Source organism: Clostridium sp. CM039 (assembly GCF_055081075.1).
The window spans coordinates 2604375-2622927 of the sequence record NZ_CM143649.1 but is presented as its reverse complement, the minus strand read 5'-3'; the positions used below and the strand labels follow the sequence as shown (position 1 = coordinate 2622927).

The following is an 18553-nucleotide window of genomic DNA, read 5'->3' as shown; positions in this document are numbered from 1 at the left end:
AAAAATTTTAAAATTAAAAGAGGGTTTTCTTATAGCTTTATAGAATAGAGTTTAGTGTAATTTAAATATTGAATATACTAAAGAGCAGGAGTGGTTTTGAAATGTTTTTTTTTAGAATGGGTACAGATATGGGAATAGATTTGGGTACATCTACAGTGCTTGTATATATTAAAGGAAAAGGTGTTATATTAAAAGAACCTTCTGTTGTTGCCATAGATAGAAATAATAATAAGGTATTGGCAGTAGGAGAAGAAGCTAGGCAAATGATAGGAAGGACACCAGGCAATATTGTGGCAATACGCCCTATGAGGGACGGTGTTATTTCGGATTATGACATAACTGAAAAAATGTTAAATCATTTTATCAAGAAGGCTTGTGGGAAAAGAAGGCTATCTTCTCCAAAAGTTGTAATATGTGTACCTTGCGAAGCAACGGAAGTAGAAAGAAGAGCGGTAGAAGATGCAGGTAGAAATGCCGGAGCTAAGAAAGTTCAACTTATAGAAGAACCACTAGCAGCGGCAATCGGAGCGGGACTCGATATTACTAGAGCAAGTGGTAATATGGTTATTGACATTGGTGGAGGCACGACTGATATTGCAGTTATTTCTTTAGGAGGCATGGTTGTACGTGAATCAGTTAAAGTAGCTGGTGATAAGTTTGATGAAGAGATTATAAAATATATCAGAAAAAAACATAAATTAATGATTGGTGAGAGGACTGCAGAGGATTTAAAAATCAACATAGGTTGTGCTTATAAACAAGAAGAAAAGACAAGCATGGAGATAAGAGGGAGAGATTTAATTACAGGTCTTCCTAAGAATTTAGAAGTATCATCAGAAGAAATGAGAGAAGCTTTAAAAGAGGCGGTATATTTAATAGCAGGATGTGCACATTCCGTATTAGAAAAAACACCACCTGAGCTTTCAGCAGATATAGCTGATAAAGGTATAGTTATGACTGGTGGAGGTGCATTGTTAAAAGGCTTAGGTAAGCTCATACAAGAGGTTACTAAAGTTCCGGTATATCTAGCGGAGGATCCGATTTCATGCGTAGCACTCGGAACAGGTAAAGTATTGGATTATATGGATAAGTTAGATAATTCATTCAATGGAAGAGAATTATGCTTAACAGAATAAAAAGTATAAGCAAGCTATAAAAATAAGCAATACAATTATTAGTTTAATTGCATTGCTTATTTTTATATTATATAAGATTTGTAAGTTTAAATTGTGGATAATTATTTAAAACTAATTAAAGCATGTTAAACAGGGCTCAAATTATTTTCTTCATTGGTAAGGGAGTGCAAATAGTATGAATGCAAGAGGGATCTGCTTAAAACATTAGCAATATCCATTACCAAGCTCAATCTTATGTTTCTATTTGTAAATAATTCACTATCATCACTTGAATCTACTATACCTATTAATGAAAGAGTGCCTACCTTAGGAAGGGTTTTCCCTACACCTTTGCCAGGATGAATTGGATAATTTCTAGCTTGGAGTTCTCCAATATTTGAAATGTCTCCTAAACAAGCATCTACACCTATTATAGTACAATTTGGGTGCAATGCATTTATTTTAGATAATTTACTATCTATGTTTAAGGCATGAATTGGATTATCTATAGTGCCATATACAGGTAATGGAAAGGAACTATTTTTTAAAAGTGTACCAACTAAAGGACCTAGACAATCGCCTATACATCTATCGGTACCTATGCAAACAACTAAAGTATTTTTGTCAATATAGTCTTTTAGAAAATTAGAAAGTGTATAGTATGCTAAAGGATCTTTATAATGGGTTTTAGCTTTACTCAAGAAATATACCTCCTTGTATTGCGCTGGGGAAAAATTATTAGTTTCCTATGAATAATTTATATGAATAAATCCCGTGTATTATTATAATAAAGAATAAAAAAATGATTAATTAAAAAATGATATATAAGTATATTAACTATATGAAGGAAAACCAAATAAAAAATATAATAAATTATTTGTGCAAATAGTAAGTTGTATCAATGCTTAATATTAAGCAAATATGCGAATAGTATAGTTATGGAGAGAAGAAGTCGTTTATTAAAGGATAATAGACTTGAAATTAATTAATTAAAGTTGTATAATAATTCTTGTCGACACGGTAAAACGGTAAAACGGCAAAATGATAAAACATAATATGCTGGCATGGCTCAACGGTAGAGCAGCTGACTTGTAATCAGCAGGTTGTAGGTTCAATTCCTATTGCCAGCTCCATAAGTGGAGGAGTTCCCGAGTGGCCAAAGGGGGCAGACTGTAAATCTGTTACGTAATGTTTCGATGGTTCGAATCCGTCCTCCTCCACCATTTATAATGGTTTACAATAAATTATGGTTTACAATAAATTATGGGAGCATAGCTCAGCTGGGAGAGCATCTGCCTTACAAGCAGAGGGTCACAGGTTCGAACCCTGTTGTTCCCACCATAATAATCTTTTTAAAATAGAATAAAATGCATGCTGGCATGGCTCAACGGTAGAGCAGCTGACTTGTAATCAGCAGGTTGTAGGTTCAATTCCTATTGCCAGCTCCACATATGGAGGAGTTCCCGAGTGGCCAAAGGGGGCAGACTGTAAATCTGTTACGTAATGTTTCGATGGTTCGAATCCGTCCTCCTCCACCAAAAGACATCTATAGATGTCTTTTTTTATTTTTTACAGGGTTTAGATTCTGTTGACACCATAGAATGCATATGGTATTATAATTAAAAGTTAATAATTGATAACTCTTATCAAGAGAGGTGGAGGGAAAAAGGCCCTATGAAACCCGGCAACCGGTGCAATGCACCATGGTGCCAATTCCTGCAGTTATAATCTGCAAGATAAGGGAGATGATTAAATCACCTCTTCTTATATTTGGAAGAGGTTTTATTTTTTTATAGGGAAATTTTAGAGAATAGAAGGGAGAATTATAATGAAAAGATTATTTACATCAGAATCCGTTACAGAAGGACATCCAGACAAAATTTGTGACCAAATTTCAGATGCTGTACTTGATGCTATTTTAGAGCAAGATCCTTATGCTAGGGTTGCTTGTGAAACAGCGGTTACTACAGGAATGGTTTTAGTAATGGGAGAGATAACAACTAGTTGTTATGTAGATGTTCCTAAGGTTGTTAGGAATACCATTGAAGGCATAGGATATACTAGAGCAAAATACGGGTTTGATGCTAGCACATGCGCTGTACTTACGTCTATTAATGAACAATCAACAGATATAGCTATGGGAGTAGATGAGGCATTAGAATCTAAAGCAGGCGAGATTGATAAGGTTGACGCAATAGGTGCTGGTGATCAAGGCATGATGTTTGGATTTGCAACTAATGAGACACCAGAATACATGCCACTACCAATTGCTATGGCTCACAGATTAGCAAGAAAGTTAAGCGAAGTAAGAAAAAATGGCACATTAGATTACTTAAGACCGGACGGAAAGACTCAAGTTACTGTAGAGTATGAAGATAATAAGCCAGTAAGAATAGATACTATTGTTATTTCAACTCAACATGCAGAAGAAGCAACTCATGATCAAATTGAAAATGATTTAAAAGAGCATGTAATAAAACCTGTAGTTCCAAGTGGATTATTAGATGAAAATACTAAATATTATATAAATCCTACAGGCAGATTTGTAATTGGAGGACCGCAAGGAGACTCTGGTTTAACAGGAAGAAAAATAATAGTAGATACTTATGGTGGATATGGAAGACATGGAGGTGGAGCATTCTCAGGAAAGGATGCAACAAAAGTTGATAGATCCGCTGCATATGCTGCAAGATGGGTTGCTAAAAATTTAGTTGCTGCAGGAGTTTCAGATAAATTGGAAATTCAGTTAGCTTATGCTATAGGTGTAGCTAAACCGGTATCTATAGAGGTCGAAACTTTCGGAACAGGAAAAATTGACGATGATAAAATAGTTCAAATAGTTGAAAAAGTATTTGATTTAAGGCCAGCTGTAATTATAAGAGAATTAGAACTAAGAAGACCTGTTTATAAACAAGTAGCTGCCTATGGACATTTTGGAAGAATTGATTTAGATCTTTCATGGGAAAAACTAAACAAGGTTGATGAAATAAAAAAGTACGTATAATATAAAAAAAGGGATAACAATTATTAATTGTTATCCCTTTTTAGTGCATGTGATTATTAAGTAGTATTTTGATAAAACCTAAGATAGGGGTATACTGAACATAAGAGATGTAAAATACATATGATATAATAACATTAATAATAATATTATTGCTAATAATATTATTATTAATGTTATTATATGAATTTATAAATAGGAGAGATTTTATGCCGGAAATACAAGGGATAATCGAAGATGTAGTATTTCATAATGAAGAAAATGGATATATAATTGCTCATTTGAATGATAATAAAAAGCAGATAACTGTGGTAGGCATTGTGCCATATATAAGTGAAGGGCAGAACCTGAAATTAACGGGGGAGTGGGTTACTCATCCTCAATTTGGCAAGCAATTTAGAATAATACAATGTGAGGAAATAATACCTAGTTCACTTGAAGGTATAGAAAAATATTTAGCTTCAGGAGTTATTCAAGGAATTGGACCAATAACTGCTAAAAAAATTGTACAGCACTTTGGTGAAAACACCATGAATATATTAGATAATGAAATTGAAAGATTAAAAGAGATTGATGGTGTAGGACAAAAAAAGATTCAATTAATTTTTGAATCATATTCTAAGCAACGAGAAGTTAAAAATATAATGATATTTCTTCAAACATATGGAGTAACACCTAACCAATGTGTGAAAATTTATAAAAAATATGGAGGAGACTCTATAAAGGTAGTACAGGATAATCCTTATGTGTTAACTGAAACCATTTCTGGAGTAGGATTTAAAATTGCAGATAAGATAGCACAAAGTTTAGGCATTGACAAAGAGTCGCCTTTCAGAATACAAAGTGGAATTAATTATGTGGTAAATGAATTTTGCGCTATGGGAAATACTTATATGCCCTTAAACAAATTATACAAAGAATCTAAAAATATTCTTGGGGTTACGGCTGAAGAAATTGAAAAAAATGTTTATGATAATGTATTGCAGGGAAAATTGAAAGTCGAAAATATTGATGAAGAAGACTGTGTTTTCACTATGCCGTTCTATTACTGTGAATTAGCTATTACTAAAAAAATTATAACCTTATCTATAGAAAAGTATGACGAATTAGAAATAGACATAGAAGAAAAGATTAATGACTTCGAAGAAGAAAAAAACATAAAATTTGCAACGTCTCAAAAGACTGCTATTTGTGGTGCTGCAGAAAATAGTATTGAAATAATAACGGGAGGTCCAGGTACTGGCAAAACTACTATAATTAATTGCATTATAGAGGTATTTGAAGAAGCAGGAATGAAAGTTTATATGGCTGCGCCCACCGGAAGGGCTGCCAAAAGAATGACAGAGGCTACTGGTCGCGAAGCCAAAACCATACATAGGTTATTAGAACTTGGAGTAGGCAGAGATGATGGGTCGCAGTTCTCTAGAAGTGAGGAATCGCCTTTAGATTGTGATGTGCTAATTATTGATGAAGCATCTATGATAGACATAATGCTTATGAATAGTTTATTAAAAGCTATCAGCGTAGGAACTCGACTTATAATTGTTGGTGATGTTGACCAATTGCCATCTGTCGGACCGGGTAATGTACTAAGAGATATTATTGACAGTAAATGTGTTAAAGTAGTTAAGCTTAAGGAGATTTTTAGGCAAGCACAAGAAAGTATGATTATTGTGAATGCCCATAAAATTAACAATGGCGAGATGCCTATTTTGAATAAAAAGGATAAAGATTTTTATTTTATTGAGAATAATGAGCCGGAGAAAATCTTGGACAGTATAATTGCTTTAATTAATACCAGATTGCCGAAATTTAACAAAGAGTGGGATAAGATGAAGAACATTCAAATACTCTCTCCTATGAGAAAAGGGATATTGGGTATAGAAAATCTAAATGGAAAGCTTCAGCAAATATTGAACCCTAAATCTAAGTATAAAAAGGAAAAGGAATATAGGAATACTATATTTAGGGTAGGCGACAAGGTTATGCAAATTAAAAATAATTACTCTATAAAATGGAAAAAAATTAATGCAAAAGCTGAAGATGGAGTGGGCATTTTTAATGGTGATGTAGGGTATGTTGAAGATATTGATGAAGATAATGAAAATGTTATTGTGATTTTTGATGATGACAAACGGGTAGAATATGAAGGTGTATATTTAGATGAACTAGCTTTAGCGTATGCTATTACAATACATAAAAGTCAAGGTAGTGAGTTTGAAGTTGTAATTATGCCTATGTTTATGGGGCCCCCACTTTTAATGAACAGAAATTTACTTTATACAGGGATAACTAGAGCAAAGAATATGGTTGTTTTAGTGGGAGCAATAAAAGCTGTTAATTTCATGAAAGATAACAACAGAAGTTTCGAGCGGTACTCCGCTTTGGGCTGGAGAATAAGGCAAATAGTAGATGCAAATGTGGGCCATGATGAAAATTAGATTGATTTGTTTGGAAGAAATATTAAATTGCAAAGGAGATTTTACATGCTTTTCTACGCAAAATTAAACCTTAGTAAAGAAAAAGATGAGATTAGCAAAGAAATTTTAAGATGTTCTTTAAACAGCAAAAAAAGAATTGATGTTGTATCTATGTTTTACAATTCCTCTGATATATTGTTAGAAACTATAATTGAATATGTTAATGAAAAGAAAAATATATTGTATATAACTAATGAAAACCAGAGGAGTATTGATATTATTTACTTCATAAATAAATTTAGTAATTTAGGTCAATATGTATATTCACCTGAAACGAATTATGGCAGTGTGAATGAGTATTTACATATATGCAATCATGAAAATGCGTTAAAACTCCAAGAAAAATTTGATTTGATTATTTATAATGATATTAGAAGTTTTCCTAAATACACTAAGCAACAAATAAAAAAAGTGTTATTAAGAATGTGTAAAGCAAATAGTGTAGCTATAGCCTATTCTGTAGAGAATGTTTTAAGCGAGGGCACGCCAATAATGTTTCCGTTAAAAAACAATAATATTCCGATTATAGAGCCTAGAATCATAACTACGAGGATAAATCTTAGTACGGATATACCTTTGGTTGTTTATCAATATTTGAATTGGTCAATTATATCTAATAGAAAGGTAATAATATTTACACCAGATGAGGAAAAAACTATAGCGGTCTTTGAGTATCTATGTAATTTCAAAGAAAAGTTAAGTGAAAATATTTTTTTGTTTATTAGTAAAAAAAGCGATGCTAATATTAAAGTAAAGTTCATGAATGAAGATGAGGGGATAATAGTCACTAATGACTTTGAAGAAAGTTATTTAGAATTTCATTCAATTGATGTTATAGTTTATTTTGCTGATAATGATAAATATAATCATAAGCAACTATTATATTTATCAAGTAAGGTTGGGAGATATGAAAGTATACAAAGGGGAGAGGCTATATTTTTAGCTAATGTTGAAACTGTGCAAATGGATAAAGCTAAAAATATAGCTAGAAAATTTAATGAGAAAGCGTGGGAGCGAGGATTATTAAATATATAAGAAAAATACTTTATTGTTTAGTTCAGCTCATATATTCAGGCGATGAACAGTGCGTGATTTGTAGTGGATATAGTGAGGAAAGTGAAGCTTTGTGTACTAAATGCAGAGAAAAATTGAAGCGCTGTGCGCAAAGCTTTTATATAGGTCGCAATGAAGAAAAATATCTTGTTTGGTCAGTGTTTTATTATTCTAATATAGTAAAAGAATTAATTATTAGGCTTAAATATAAAAGCGATTTTATATGCGGTGAAATCTTAGCGGAATACATGTTACAACTTGTAAAAAGCAATGAATTACAGTTTGACTTAATATCTTATGTACCTATGACTAAAAAAGCTTTAAAAAATAGGGGGTATAACCAAAGCGAGTTTTTGGCAAGCTATTTATCGCGATTTTTAAATATTCCAGTGATTTGCAACTTAATTAAAACTGAGGATACTAAAGATCAAATAGGTCTCAATGGCGAAGAAAGATGGAACAATATGGAGAAATGTTTTGAGATCCAAAAAAATGAAGCTATAAAAAATAAAAATATTTTGCTCATTGATGATGTTATAACCACTGGGGCTACAGCGTTTCATTGTGCTCACAAACTGAAAGAAAGTGGGATAAATAATATTTATATATTGACAATAGCCAAAAGTAATGTATAATACGTATTGTAGTAAGTTAGGTTTGTGGTTGAAAGTCGATGCCAGTCGCAGGCGAAACGATCCACGTAAGTTAAACAAAGTTTAGCGAGCATGGTGCGGCTTAGAGGTTAGTCCTGCCGTTTAGTAGACGAGAGTGTTAGTAGTGAGAGGGTAATTCTGGGTAGCAAAAGCTCCAGCAGGCGAGTGTGGGGTCAAAGACCAGGTCAACTAACTTAATATATAAAAACTCCTAATATTATATTAGGAGTCAGGTTGCTTACAAACCCAGTATAATTTTTTTATTATACTGGGCTTTTTACATGCAATTATGCGATAGCATTTTGAGTTATGGATAAATGTAAAATAACAACTATCTTCTTAGTTAGAAAATCAAAAAACAGTAAAGATAGCAGGCTAGCTATCTTTTTCATATTCTGCACTGCTGCTGTAAGCAGACACTGCTCTTGCACATTTTCTAATCCACGCATATGGCAATAGCGAAGCCCATGCAGTTGTTTTGAATCTGCGAAGCTTCGCTCTATAGTTTCTTTTCTTCTTCTATATATATTTCTGCCTTTATCTGTTCTGGTGAACTTTACAACATCTTCTTTATACGTTTCCCAAACATGTCTTCTAATAGTTTTAAACTTGCTTTTTGCAGAAAAGCATTGAGCTCTATTTGGACATATCTCGCAATATTTTGCATTACCAACATATTCTTTATATCCTTCTCTTGTTGTCGTTTTATAATGTAAAGCCCTTAGGTCAGGGCATACGTAAATGTCCTGTTCTTTAAGATATTGGAATTTATTTTTTGTGTACATTCCTTTTGTATGTGGAGACCTACGGTATCCCATTACAGATTTTAATTCCCTCTCATATAGTTCTTTACATATAAGATTTGTAGCATAACCAGCATCTGCACCAACATATTTTGTATTAAAATTAAACTTTTTTATTTGCACATCTAATCTATCGATATAAGGATCAACATCATTTATGTTTCCAGGAGTAACATACACATCAGTAATTATATTATGTCTGCTATCGACAGTTCTGTGATCTAAATATGAGAAGCCTTCCGGCTTGCCATCTCTCATCATATATCCACTGTCAGGGTCGGTTGTGCTAACTTTAGTTTCTTTTATTTTGGTGACAGGTTCTTTTTCCTTTAAAGGTTTTTTACCATGGTTTATTCTATCTTCTTCCACTGCTTTATTAAGTTCAGCTACATATTCTTTCGGCGTTTTTTCAACTTCAATTTTCACAAGCTTTCGCTTATTAGCATTTGCTTTTAGGTGTGTAGAATCTGTGTAAAGTATTTTACCGGTTACCATCTTAAGATTTATAGCCTTAAATACTACTTCGTCAAATATTTTTTGAAACACATCTGTACCTTTAAACCGTCTACGTCTATTTTGGCTAATTGTTGAATGATCTGGAATAGGATCAGTAAGACTTAGTCCTAGAAACCATCTATAAGCCACATTTACTTCAATGTCCTTTACAAGTTGTCGTTCAGATTTTATTCCAAATAAGTACCCAATAAACAGCATTTTAAAAAGTATAATAGGATCTACGCCAGGTCTTCCATTATCTAAGCAGTAATATTTTTTAGTCAGTTCTCTTATAAAAGAGAAATCCATGTATTTATCTATATTTCTCAGAATATGGTCTTTAGGAACTAAATCTTCTAAATACACCATTTCTAGTTTTTGTTGTGTAAAATTCTTTTCATTAATCATAATAATGCCCTCCGAATTATAAAGTTTGTATACTATATATATTCGACATTGATGTCCTAAAATCCTTTTTGAATATAAAAAAAAACACTCCAATTTTAAATTAGAGTGTTTTACATTTTATGTTTGTCAACGGTCTGACTCCTAATATTATATTAGGAGTTTTTATTTTATTGGTACCTAAAAATATCGAATATAATTTAAATTGTATTAATATTATGTGAATTCTGATTTTAATGGTTGCTATTTAGCATTAAAAGTAATAGAATTGAAATATAAAACATATATCATGCTTAGCAATTAAGCAGTATGTAGATATTAGAGAGGGGCTGTAAGTATGAAAGTCAAAGTAATAGGAAGAAATATAGAGATAACAGAAGCCTTGAAAAATATTATAGACAAGAAAATAGCAAGATTGGATAAGTATTTTAGTCCAGATGTGGAAGCACAGACAACATTAGGCGTTTGTAAGAATAGACATACAATAGAAGTTACAATCCCTTTTAATGGAGTTATTTTAAGATCAGAAGAGCAAAATGAAGATATGTATACATCATTAGATATTGTAGTTGATAAATTAGAAAGACAAATTAGAAAAAATAAAACAAAATTAGAAAAAAGGAATAGAGGAACATCTCTTAAATTTCAAGGCATACCAAAATATGATAAGAACGAAGATGATGGTATAGATCCTAAGATAGTAAAGATGAAGAAATTTGCATTTAAACCTATGTCAGCAGAGGAAGCAGTACTTCAAATGGAACTCGTTGGTCATAGTTTCTTCGTATATATGAGTGATGGTAGTTCAGAGGTAAATGTAGTATATAAAAGAAAAGATGGAAATTATGGTTTGATAGAACCAGAATTTTAAAATATATTAAATTTAAAGGATTAAAGTAAATTTACTTACTTTAATCTTTTTTTAACTTAAAAAAAGTATAGTGAAAAATTATTAATGATAATTTACAAAATTTATAAATTCGTATAAGTTGAACAGTAACAAATTAAGTGGTATAATTTTAAGTATATATTTAGGGACTATTAAAATGAATAGTGAGGATGAAAAGTATGAAATTTTTTGAAAAGTTATTTGGTAGTTATAGTGATAGAGAGATAAAAAGAATAATTTCAACAGTAGATAAAATAGAAGAATTAGATCCGTTGATGACTAGTTTAAGCGATGAAGAACTTAAATCAAAAACAGAAGAATTTAAAACTAGATTAAATAAAGGAGAGACTTTAGAGGATATATTACCTGAAGCCTTTGCGGTGGTTAGAGAAGCTTCATGGAGAGTTCTTAACATGAAGCATTTTAGAGTACAACTAATTGGTGGAATAGTACTGCACCAAGGAAGAATAACAGAAATGAAAACGGGTGAAGGAAAGACCTTAGTGGCTACACTTCCCTCATATTTGAATGCGTTAACTGGAAATGGTGTTCACATAATTACAGTTAATGACTACCTTGCCAAAAGAGATAGCGATGACATGGGACGAATACACGAATTCTTAGGTATTTCTGTAGGCGTAATTATTCATGATTTAGATCAAACACAAAGGCAAGCGGCCTATAATTCAGATATAACATATGGGACAAATAACGAATTTGGGTTTGACTATTTAAGAGATAATATGGTTGTTTATAAAGAAGAAAGAGTTCAAAGAAAATTAAACTTTGTAATCGTGGATGAGGTTGATTCTATATTAATAGATGAAGCTAGAACACCGCTTATAATATCTGGAGAAGGAGAAAAATCTACGGATTTTTATAAAGTAGCAGATTATTTTGTTAAGGGTCTAGTGAAGGAAGAAGATTATACTATAGATGAAAAAGCTAGTGCTGTTATATTATCTAATGCTGGTATAGATAAAGCGGAAAAATATTTTCATTTAGAGAATTATGCTGATGCAGAAAATATGGGTATACAGCACCATACAGTTCAAGCTTTAAAAGCAAACTTCATCATGAGAAAAGATAAAGATTATATGGCAAAGGATGGTCAAGTTATCATAGTGGATGAGTTTACTGGAAGACTCATGGAAGGCAGAAGATATAGCGATGGGCTTCACCAAGCTATTGAAGCAAAAGAGAGCGTCAAAATTGAAAAAGAGTCAAAAACTCTTGCAACTATTACCTTCCAGAACTATTTTAGAATGTATAATAAGTTATCGGGCATGACTGGAACTGCGCTTACAGAAGAAAATGAATTTAGAGAAATATACGGATTGGATGTAATAGTAATACCTACAAATATGCCATTAACAAGAATTGATAACGCAGATTTAGTGTTTAAAACTGTTAATGGGAAATATAAAGCTATAGTAGATGAAATAGTTGAAACTTATAAGAACAAGCAGCCCGTTCTCGTAGGAACTGTTAGTATAGAAAAATCAGAATTATTATCTGATATGCTTAAAAAAAGAGGAATTCCTCATCAAGTACTTAATGCTAAATATCATGAAAGAGAAGCGGATATAGTCTCTCATGCAGGAGCACGTGGCATGGTTACCATAGCAACTAATATGGCGGGCCGTGGTACAGATATTAAGCTTGAAGAAGGCGTTGTTGAAGTTGGTGGACTCAAGATAATTGGAACTGAAAGACATGAATCTAGGCGTATTGATAATCAGCTTAGGGGTCGTGCTGGTCGTCAGGGAGATACTGGAAGCTCAAGATTTTACATATCACTCGAAGATGATTTAATGAGAATATTTGGGTCTGAAAGACTTCAAGGGGTTGTAGGAAAATTAGGATTAACTGATGAGGACGCTATTGAAAGCAAGATGGTAAGTGGTGCTATAGAAAGTGCTCAAAAGAAAGTTGAAGGAAATAACTTTGATATAAGAAAAAATGTTGTTCAATATGATGATGTAATGAACCAACAGAGAGAAATAATTTATAGACAAAGAACAGAGGTTCTTCAAGGCGAAAATATAAAAGATCAAATTGAAGAAATGATACAAGATGTTGTTTTCTCTGCAGTTGATTCACATATTAGTGGAGTTGAGGAAAGTTTTGATGAGGAATTAGTAAAACTTATTAACTATCTTGAAGAAATATATCTTCCAAAGGGTATGGTTTCAATAGAAGAACTTTCTAAAACATCTAATGAGGAAATTAAAAATACTCTTTTAGAAATAGCTAAAAAAATCTATGAACAAAAAGAAGAAAATTTTGGTGACGAACAAATAAGAGAAGTCGAAAGGGTTATTCTTCTAAGGGTAGTAGATAGTAAATGGATGGATCATATCGATGAGATGGAACATTTAAAGCAGGGCATTGGACTTAGAGCTTATAAGCAACAGGACCCATCACAAGCCTACCAAATGGAAGGTAGCGATATGTTTGCTGAAATGATTGAAAATATAAAGACGGAAACTGTTAAATACTTATTTCATGTGCAAATAGAAAAAGCACCTGAGAGAGAAATGGTTTCTAAGATTACATCAACAAATCATGATAATTCCATTAAAAATGAGCCAATTAAAAAAGTTACTAAACAAGGAAGAAATGATGAATGTTCTTGTGGTTCAGGGAAAAAATACAAAAATTGCTGTGGCAGAGGTTAATAATTATTAATAACTTCAAACAACCGCATAAGGGATAATAATAGTTGGAAATATAAAACCGTCAATTTCCAACTGAAAAGGGATGAGCAATTGATTCTTGCTTATCCCTTTTCAAATATAATGAAAGAGGTGCTATAATTGATAATACTAATCGAAGAAACAATAAGTGAATTAAACGTATTAAAAAGTAATGTAGAAGAGATTAGGGTGTCTCTTTGACGTAGCGTCTATGGAAAAACAATTAAAAGAACTTGAGTTTACAATGCAGGAGACGAGCTTTTGGCAGGATATAAAAGCGGCACAACAAGTTACTCAAAAAGCTAAGGGTATTAAAGATAGAATTGATAGATTCAATTTAATAATTAGTAAGATAGAAGATTTGGAAGTGCTAATTGAACTAAGTGAGGAGGAAGAAGATGATTCCTCTATAGCAGAAATGAAAAGTGAATTAAAAGACCTAACGCTGGATACAGATAGGTTCAGGATAGAAATTTTATTAGCTGGGAAATATGATATAAATAATGCGATTTTAACGCTTCATACCGGTGCAGGTGGAAGTGACGCTCAAGATTGGACAGAAATGCTTTATAGAATGTACTCAAGGTGGTGTGAAAAGAAGGGATATAAGATCGAAGTTTTAGATTATCAGCCATCTGATGAAGCGGGTATTAAAGCAGTGACATTAAAAATAACTGGCGAATATGCCTATGGATATTTAATGGCCGAAAAGGGAGTGCATAGGTTAGTGAGAATTTCACCTTTTAATGCAAATGGTAAGAGGCAAACCTCGTTTGCATCTTGTGAAGTACTTCCAGAGCTTACCGATAATCAAGATGTTGAAATAAAGCCTGATGACCTGAGAATAGATACTTATAGATCTGGAGGGGCAGGAGGTCAACATGTAAATAAAACTGACTCAGCCATAAGGATTACCCATATACCTACGGGTATAGTAGTACAGTGTCAAAATGAAAGAAGTCAGCATAGTAATAAACAAACTGCGATGAAGATGCTTATGGCAAAATTATTGGATTTAAAGGAAAGAGCTAAAAAAGATAGAATAGAAGACTTAACCGGGGATTTGAAAGAAAATGGTTGGGGAAGTCAAATTAGATCTTATGTATTTCATCCATATAATTTGGTAAAGGATCATAGGACTAATACAGAAATGGGTAATGTAGATGCAGTTATGGATGGGGATATTGATATTTTTATCGAGGCGTACTTAAGGCAGAACAATAAATAACATCAGGTATAGCTACAATAAAGAAGGGTGGTACCATTATAGAAATGTAGACACATTTCTATTTGAACCTAAAAGATCCAGCAGAATATATTGTATATTCTGCTGGATCTTTTATTTTTGTTATGTATAGGTCATAAGCATTTTCATCTTATGACTTACATTTAAAGTTTATTATTTTGTTATCACTGTTCCTGCTGTTCCGCTTATTGCTTCTCTAGCTTTTTCGAGTGATGTTATAATTGCTTTTCTGCCTTCTTGTGCTTCAACGAAAGCAAGAGCCGCTTTTATTTTTGGAAGCATAGAACCAGGAGCAAAATGTCCTTCTTTAATATAAGTTTTAGCTTCTTCAACAGTTATTATTGAAAGATTCTTTTGATTTGGAGTACCAAAGTTAATAGCAACCTGTTCAACGGCTGTAAGTACAACTAATGCATCAGCATTTAGTAATTCAGCTATTTTAGAAGAAGCAAAATCTTTATCTATTACTGCTGGAACGCCCTCAAGGTTTCCATTTCCATTATCAATTACAGGTATACCGCCACCGCCAACAGTTATAACAATATGTCCAGCTTCAACTAATGTTTTGATAATAGGTTCTTCAACTATAGCCATTGGAAGTGGTGAAGCCACTACGCGTCTCCATCCTCTATTTGAATCCTCTTTCATTATATATCCTTTTTCAATCATTAATTTCTTAGCCTGTTCCTCTGTAAAGAAAGAACCTACTGGCTTAGTTGGATCCTTAAATCCTGGATCATTCTGATCAACAATTACCTGAGTAACTACTGTTGCAACGTCCTTATTTATTCCTCGTTTTCTCATCTCTGATCTAATGCTTTGTTGCAGATGATAGCCTATATAACCTTGGCTCATAGCACCACATTCAGGAAAAGGCATTATTGGGCTATTTTCATTTATAGAAGCGGCTGCTTCATAAGTAGCTACGAGTTGACCTACTTGAGGTCCATTACCATGAGCAACAATAACCTCGTGACCCTCTTCAATTAAATCTACAATGGCTTCTGACGTCTGTCTTGCTGTTACTAATTGTGCTTCTGATGTAGTATCCTTTGGATTTGCTTGAAGGGCATTTCCACCAAGTGCTATTACTATTCTTGACATATATATTTCTCCTTTTATATTATATATAAAATATAATTTATTTAATAACTTAAAAATATTTTATAAAATTTCATTGAAATAATGTTTAAAGTTGAATTTTGCCAATTGAAAGCAGTATAATCATTAAGATTGCAACTACCATAATGGCTACCATTCCTATTTTCTCGTTTATTTTAATAGGTTCATTCTTTTCTTTCCTAGCCTTTAGATATACAAATATACCCACTGCATATAGTATTACTGCTGCTCCTAGATAATTTATTCCTACTGCGTAAATTACATATAGTGAATAGGTACAGGCTAATATAGAAACTATCTTATCTTTAGCTCCTAGGACATCTGTAAATGCAACTTTAACTGCATATAGTGATGAAAGCAAATATGGAATTAAAATACATGTTGTTGAAATTAAAAACACACTACCATATGCAGACTGAAGTGCTGGTAAAAGTAGCGAAAGTAAAAATATTTGAGTTAATCCATCAGTTAGTAATAATGAATTTACTGCAGCACCATTGTCATTTTGTTTAATAAACCATTTTGGCATTGTGCCACCCTTTGCCGCAACATAAGGAATTTCTGCTGCAAGCATAACCCAACTAATTAGGCAGCCTACAAGTGAAATAATTAAACCAACTTTAACGATTACAGCTCCAATACTGCCAAGTACAGTAATTGATAACATATCTGCTAGAGGGGTTTGTGAACTAGCAAGAGTATTAGCTGAAATTACTCCCATAGCGGTTGTTGAAACCAGTATATAAAGCACTAAAGTTATAATTAAACTTATTATTGTAGCAGTTCCGACAGTCTTTTGAGATTTCGCTCTCTCAGAAAGCACTGTTGCAGCTTCGATACCAATAAAGCACCACAAAATTGTACCCATTGCTCCTTTAATTTGCAAGAACACGGTGGTAGAACCCCCCGTAGAAGCTAATATTGTTTTCCAATTATCAACATTAAAAGTTCTAGTTTTAAATATTGCAAGACCAAATACAATTACCATTAATAAGGGTATGATTTTTGCAACTGTGGCAACGGCATTTATTATTCCGGCGCTCTTAACTCCACGCATTTGTATATAATGAATTATCCATAATAGTGCAGATGCTAATAAAAATGTTACTATAGGTTTTACGTCACCTACTAAACTATTAAAAGTTTTAAATATAAGAATAAAAAATGCAACGTTTCCAAGCCAAGCGCTTAACCAATATCCCCAGGCTGAATTGAATCCAACAAATTCTCCAAAGCCTTCTTTTGCATAAGTGAATATGCCCCCTGTAAGCGCTGGTCTTTTGTTTGCAAGTAATTGAAATACTAGTGCTAAAAATGCCACGCCAAGTCCACCAATTACCCATGCAATAATTACTGCTTGAGGGTTTGCTTTACCGATAAGATCAGTTGGGCTATTAAAGATGCCACCACCAATCATGGAACCAACTCCAAGAGCAATTAATAGAGACAAGCCTAGCTTCTTATCTTTATCCTTTTCCATTTTATAATCTCCTTTTGATTAATGTATTAGCCATATTTTAAATTGGTGAGAGCAATAATATTGCCCTCACCAATTAATTTTATAATTATTTTAGGCTAGTTTCCAAGTGTAGCAACCATAATTGCTTTGATTGTATGCATTCTGTTTTCTGCTTCATCAAATACTATAGAATGTGTACTTTCAAATACTTCATCTGTAACTTCTAAACCTTCAAGACCATATTTTTCAAATATATCTTTACCTACAAGTGTCTTTAAATCATGAAAAGCTGGTAGGCAGTGCATGAATTTAACGTTTTTGTTACCTGTCTTATTAAGCATTTTCATATTAACTTGGTATGGCCTTAATAATTCTATTCTTGATGCCCATACTTCGTCTGCTTCGCCCATAGAAACCCATACGTCTGTGTAGATTACATCTGCATTTTTAACTCCTGCATCCACGCTATCTGTAATAGTAATTTTTGCTCCTGTTTCTTTAGCAATTTCATTGCATTTTGAAACTAATGCTGTTTCAGGGAATAAGCTCTTTGGTGATACTATTCTAAAGTCCATACCCATTTTAGCAGCACCAATCATCAATGCATTTGCCATGTTGTTTCTTCCATCTCCAGCATATACAAACACAATGTCGCTTAATGGCTTGTCAAAGTGTTCTTTTATAGTTAAAAAATCTGCAAGAATTTGTGTTGGGTGGTCTTCAGTTGTTAATCCGTTCCATACTGGAACTCCTGCATATTTTGCTAGTTCTTCAACTATTTCTTGGCCATATCCTCTATATTCTATTCCATCATACATTCTGCCAAGAACTCTAGCTGTATCTGCTACAGATTCCTTTTTGCCAATTTGAGTTCCTGTAGGTCCAAGGTAAGTTACATGAGCTCCTTGGTCTAGTGCTCCTACTTCAAAAGCACATCTTGTTCTTGTAGAACTCTTTTCAAATATTAGCGCAATATTTTTACCTTTTAATTTCTGTTGTTCTGTACCTGCATACTTAGCTCTTTTTAAATCTCTAGCTAAATCTAAAAAGTAGTTTATTTCATTTGGAGTAAAGTCCATCAAAGTTAAAAAGTTTCTGTTTCTTAAGTTAAACATAATAAATTCCTCCTAATA

Annotated in this window: 13 protein-coding genes, 5 tRNA genes and 1 riboswitch; of the genes, 13 read left to right on the top strand and 5 right to left on the bottom strand. The window is 32.8% G+C overall.

The window, feature by feature from the left end; translation table 11 throughout:
• The first annotated feature begins 101 nt into the window (after window positions 1-101).
• Window positions 102-1136, top strand: coding sequence for a rod shape-determining protein (mreB, locus tag ACWJJ2_RS12175; RefSeq protein WP_216303345.1), 1035 nt, complete (start codon window positions 102-104; stop codon window positions 1134-1136).
• Window positions 1137-1261: 125 nt separating this feature from the next.
• Here the strand turns inward: mreB and yyaC are convergent, their stop codons facing one another.
• A complete protein-coding gene (yyaC, locus tag ACWJJ2_RS12170; protein ID WP_216303344.1) occupies window positions 1262-1816 on the bottom strand; it encodes a spore protease YyaC in 555 nt (184 codons plus the stop codon).
• Between the two features lie 357 nt (window positions 1817-2173).
• Here yyaC and ACWJJ2_RS12165 point away from each other — a divergent pair.
• From ACWJJ2_RS12165 to ACWJJ2_RS12125, 9 genes are all read left to right on the top strand, one after another.
• Window positions 2174-2248 (top strand) — tRNA-Thr (locus tag ACWJJ2_RS12165).
• A gap of 5 nt (window positions 2249-2253) precedes the next feature.
• Window positions 2254-2338, top strand: a tRNA-Tyr gene (locus ACWJJ2_RS12160).
• Between the two features lie 42 nt (window positions 2339-2380).
• A tRNA-Val gene (locus tag ACWJJ2_RS12155) sits at window positions 2381-2456 on the top strand.
• A 32-nt stretch (window positions 2457-2488) separates the two neighbouring features.
• Window positions 2489-2563, top strand: a tRNA-Thr gene (locus ACWJJ2_RS12150).
• Between the two features lie 5 nt (window positions 2564-2568).
• Window positions 2569-2653: transfer RNA gene (locus tag ACWJJ2_RS12145), tRNA-Tyr, on the top strand.
• A 102-nt stretch (window positions 2654-2755) separates the two neighbouring features.
• Window positions 2756-2858, top strand: a riboswitch (SAM riboswitch).
• An 85-nt stretch (window positions 2859-2943) separates the two neighbouring features.
• Window positions 2944-4119: a methionine adenosyltransferase gene (metK, locus tag ACWJJ2_RS12140; protein ID WP_220286871.1), complete on the top strand. Its 1176-nt coding sequence runs from the start codon at window positions 2944-2946 to the stop codon at window positions 4117-4119.
• 206 nt (window positions 4120-4325) lie between these two features.
• On the top strand, window positions 4326-6557 hold the full coding sequence (gene recD2, locus ACWJJ2_RS12135) for an SF1B family DNA helicase RecD2 (protein WP_216303969.1): 2232 nt from the start codon (window positions 4326-4328) through the stop codon (window positions 6555-6557).
• Between the two features lie 45 nt (window positions 6558-6602).
• Window positions 6603-7631, top strand: coding sequence for a hypothetical protein (locus tag ACWJJ2_RS12130; RefSeq protein ID WP_216303968.1), 1029 nt, complete (start codon window positions 6603-6605; stop codon window positions 7629-7631).
• 53 nt (window positions 7632-7684) lie between these two features.
• Window positions 7685-8284: a ComF family protein gene (locus tag ACWJJ2_RS12125; protein ID WP_268064027.1), complete on the top strand. Its 600-nt coding sequence runs from the start codon at window positions 7685-7687 to the stop codon at window positions 8282-8284.
• 305 nt (window positions 8285-8589) lie between these two features.
• Here ACWJJ2_RS12125 and ACWJJ2_RS12120 read toward each other — a convergent pair whose 3' ends face one another.
• Window positions 8590-10008, bottom strand: a complete 1419-nt coding sequence (locus tag ACWJJ2_RS12120) for an IS1182 family transposase (RefSeq protein ID WP_462953338.1) — start codon at window positions 10006-10008, stop codon at window positions 8590-8592.
• A 334-nt stretch (window positions 10009-10342) separates the two neighbouring features.
• On the opposite strand from ACWJJ2_RS12120, the gene hpf reads away from it, so the two are divergent.
• From hpf to prfB, 3 genes are all read left to right on the top strand, one after another.
• Window positions 10343-10876, top strand: coding sequence for a ribosome hibernation-promoting factor, HPF/YfiA family (gene hpf, locus ACWJJ2_RS12115; RefSeq protein WP_165413081.1), 534 nt, complete (start codon window positions 10343-10345; stop codon window positions 10874-10876).
• 197 nt (window positions 10877-11073) lie between these two features.
• Window positions 11074-13575 carry a preprotein translocase subunit SecA gene (gene secA, locus ACWJJ2_RS12110; protein ID WP_216303966.1) on the top strand — a complete coding sequence of 834 codons (2502 nt, stop codon included), beginning with the start codon at window positions 11074-11076 and terminating at the stop codon, window positions 13573-13575.
• A 138-nt stretch (window positions 13576-13713) separates the two neighbouring features.
• A protein-coding gene (gene prfB, locus ACWJJ2_RS12105) for a peptide chain release factor 2 (RefSeq protein WP_216303965.1) occupies window positions 13714-14821 on the top strand; the annotation gives its coding sequence in 2 pieces (ribosomal slippage) (window positions 13714-13791 and window positions 13793-14821; 1107 coding nt in all).
• 171 nt (window positions 14822-14992) lie between these two features.
• Here the strand turns inward: prfB and arcC are convergent.
• The 3 genes from arcC to argF all read right to left on the bottom strand — a co-directional run bounded on the left by arcC (window position 14993) and on the right by argF (window position 18535).
• Window positions 14993-15943, bottom strand: a complete 951-nt coding sequence (gene arcC / locus ACWJJ2_RS12100) for a carbamate kinase (RefSeq protein ID WP_165413083.1) — start codon at window positions 15941-15943, stop codon at window positions 14993-14995.
• Between the two features lie 85 nt (window positions 15944-16028).
• Window positions 16029-17441: a basic amino acid/polyamine antiporter gene (locus ACWJJ2_RS12095; protein ID WP_216303964.1), complete on the bottom strand. Its 1413-nt coding sequence runs from the start codon at window positions 17439-17441 to the stop codon at window positions 16029-16031.
• A gap of 95 nt (window positions 17442-17536) precedes the next feature.
• Complete coding sequence (gene argF, locus ACWJJ2_RS12090) at window positions 17537-18535, bottom strand: ornithine carbamoyltransferase (protein ID WP_253198256.1); 999 nt, start codon at window positions 18533-18535, stop codon at window positions 17537-17539.
• Window positions 18536-18553 lie beyond the last annotated feature (18 nt).

What these genes read in the sequence shown, in the direction of transcription:
- hpf (WP_165413081.1), top strand. Translation starts at nt 10,343, where the DNA reads ATGAAAGTCAAAGTAATAGGAAGAAATATAGAGATAACAGAAGCCTTG.
- mreB (WP_216303345.1), top strand. Translation starts at nt 102, where the DNA reads ATGTTTTTTTTTAGAATGGGTACAGATATGGGAATAGATTTGGGTACA.
- ACWJJ2_RS12130 (WP_216303968.1), top strand. Translation starts at nt 6,603, where the DNA reads ATGCTTTTCTACGCAAAATTAAACCTTAGTAAAGAAAAAGATGAGATT.
- metK (WP_220286871.1), top strand. Translation starts at nt 2,944, where the DNA reads ATGAAAAGATTATTTACATCAGAATCCGTTACAGAAGGACATCCAGAC.
- recD2 (WP_216303969.1), top strand. Translation starts at nt 4,326, where the DNA reads ATGCCGGAAATACAAGGGATAATCGAAGATGTAGTATTTCATAATGAA.
- argF (WP_253198256.1), bottom strand. Translation starts at nt 18,535, where the DNA reads ATGTTTAACTTAAGAAACAGAAACTTTTTAACTTTGATGGACTTTACT.
- ACWJJ2_RS12095 (WP_216303964.1), bottom strand. Translation starts at nt 17,441, where the DNA reads ATGGAAAAGGATAAAGATAAGAAGCTAGGCTTGTCTCTATTAATTGCT.
- ACWJJ2_RS12120 (WP_462953338.1), bottom strand. Translation starts at nt 10,008, where the DNA reads ATGATTAATGAAAAGAATTTTACACAACAAAAACTAGAAATGGTGTAT.
- arcC (WP_165413083.1), bottom strand. Translation starts at nt 15,943, where the DNA reads ATGTCAAGAATAGTAATAGCACTTGGTGGAAATGCCCTTCAAGCAAAT.
- secA (WP_216303966.1), top strand. Translation starts at nt 11,074, where the DNA reads ATGAAATTTTTTGAAAAGTTATTTGGTAGTTATAGTGATAGAGAGATA.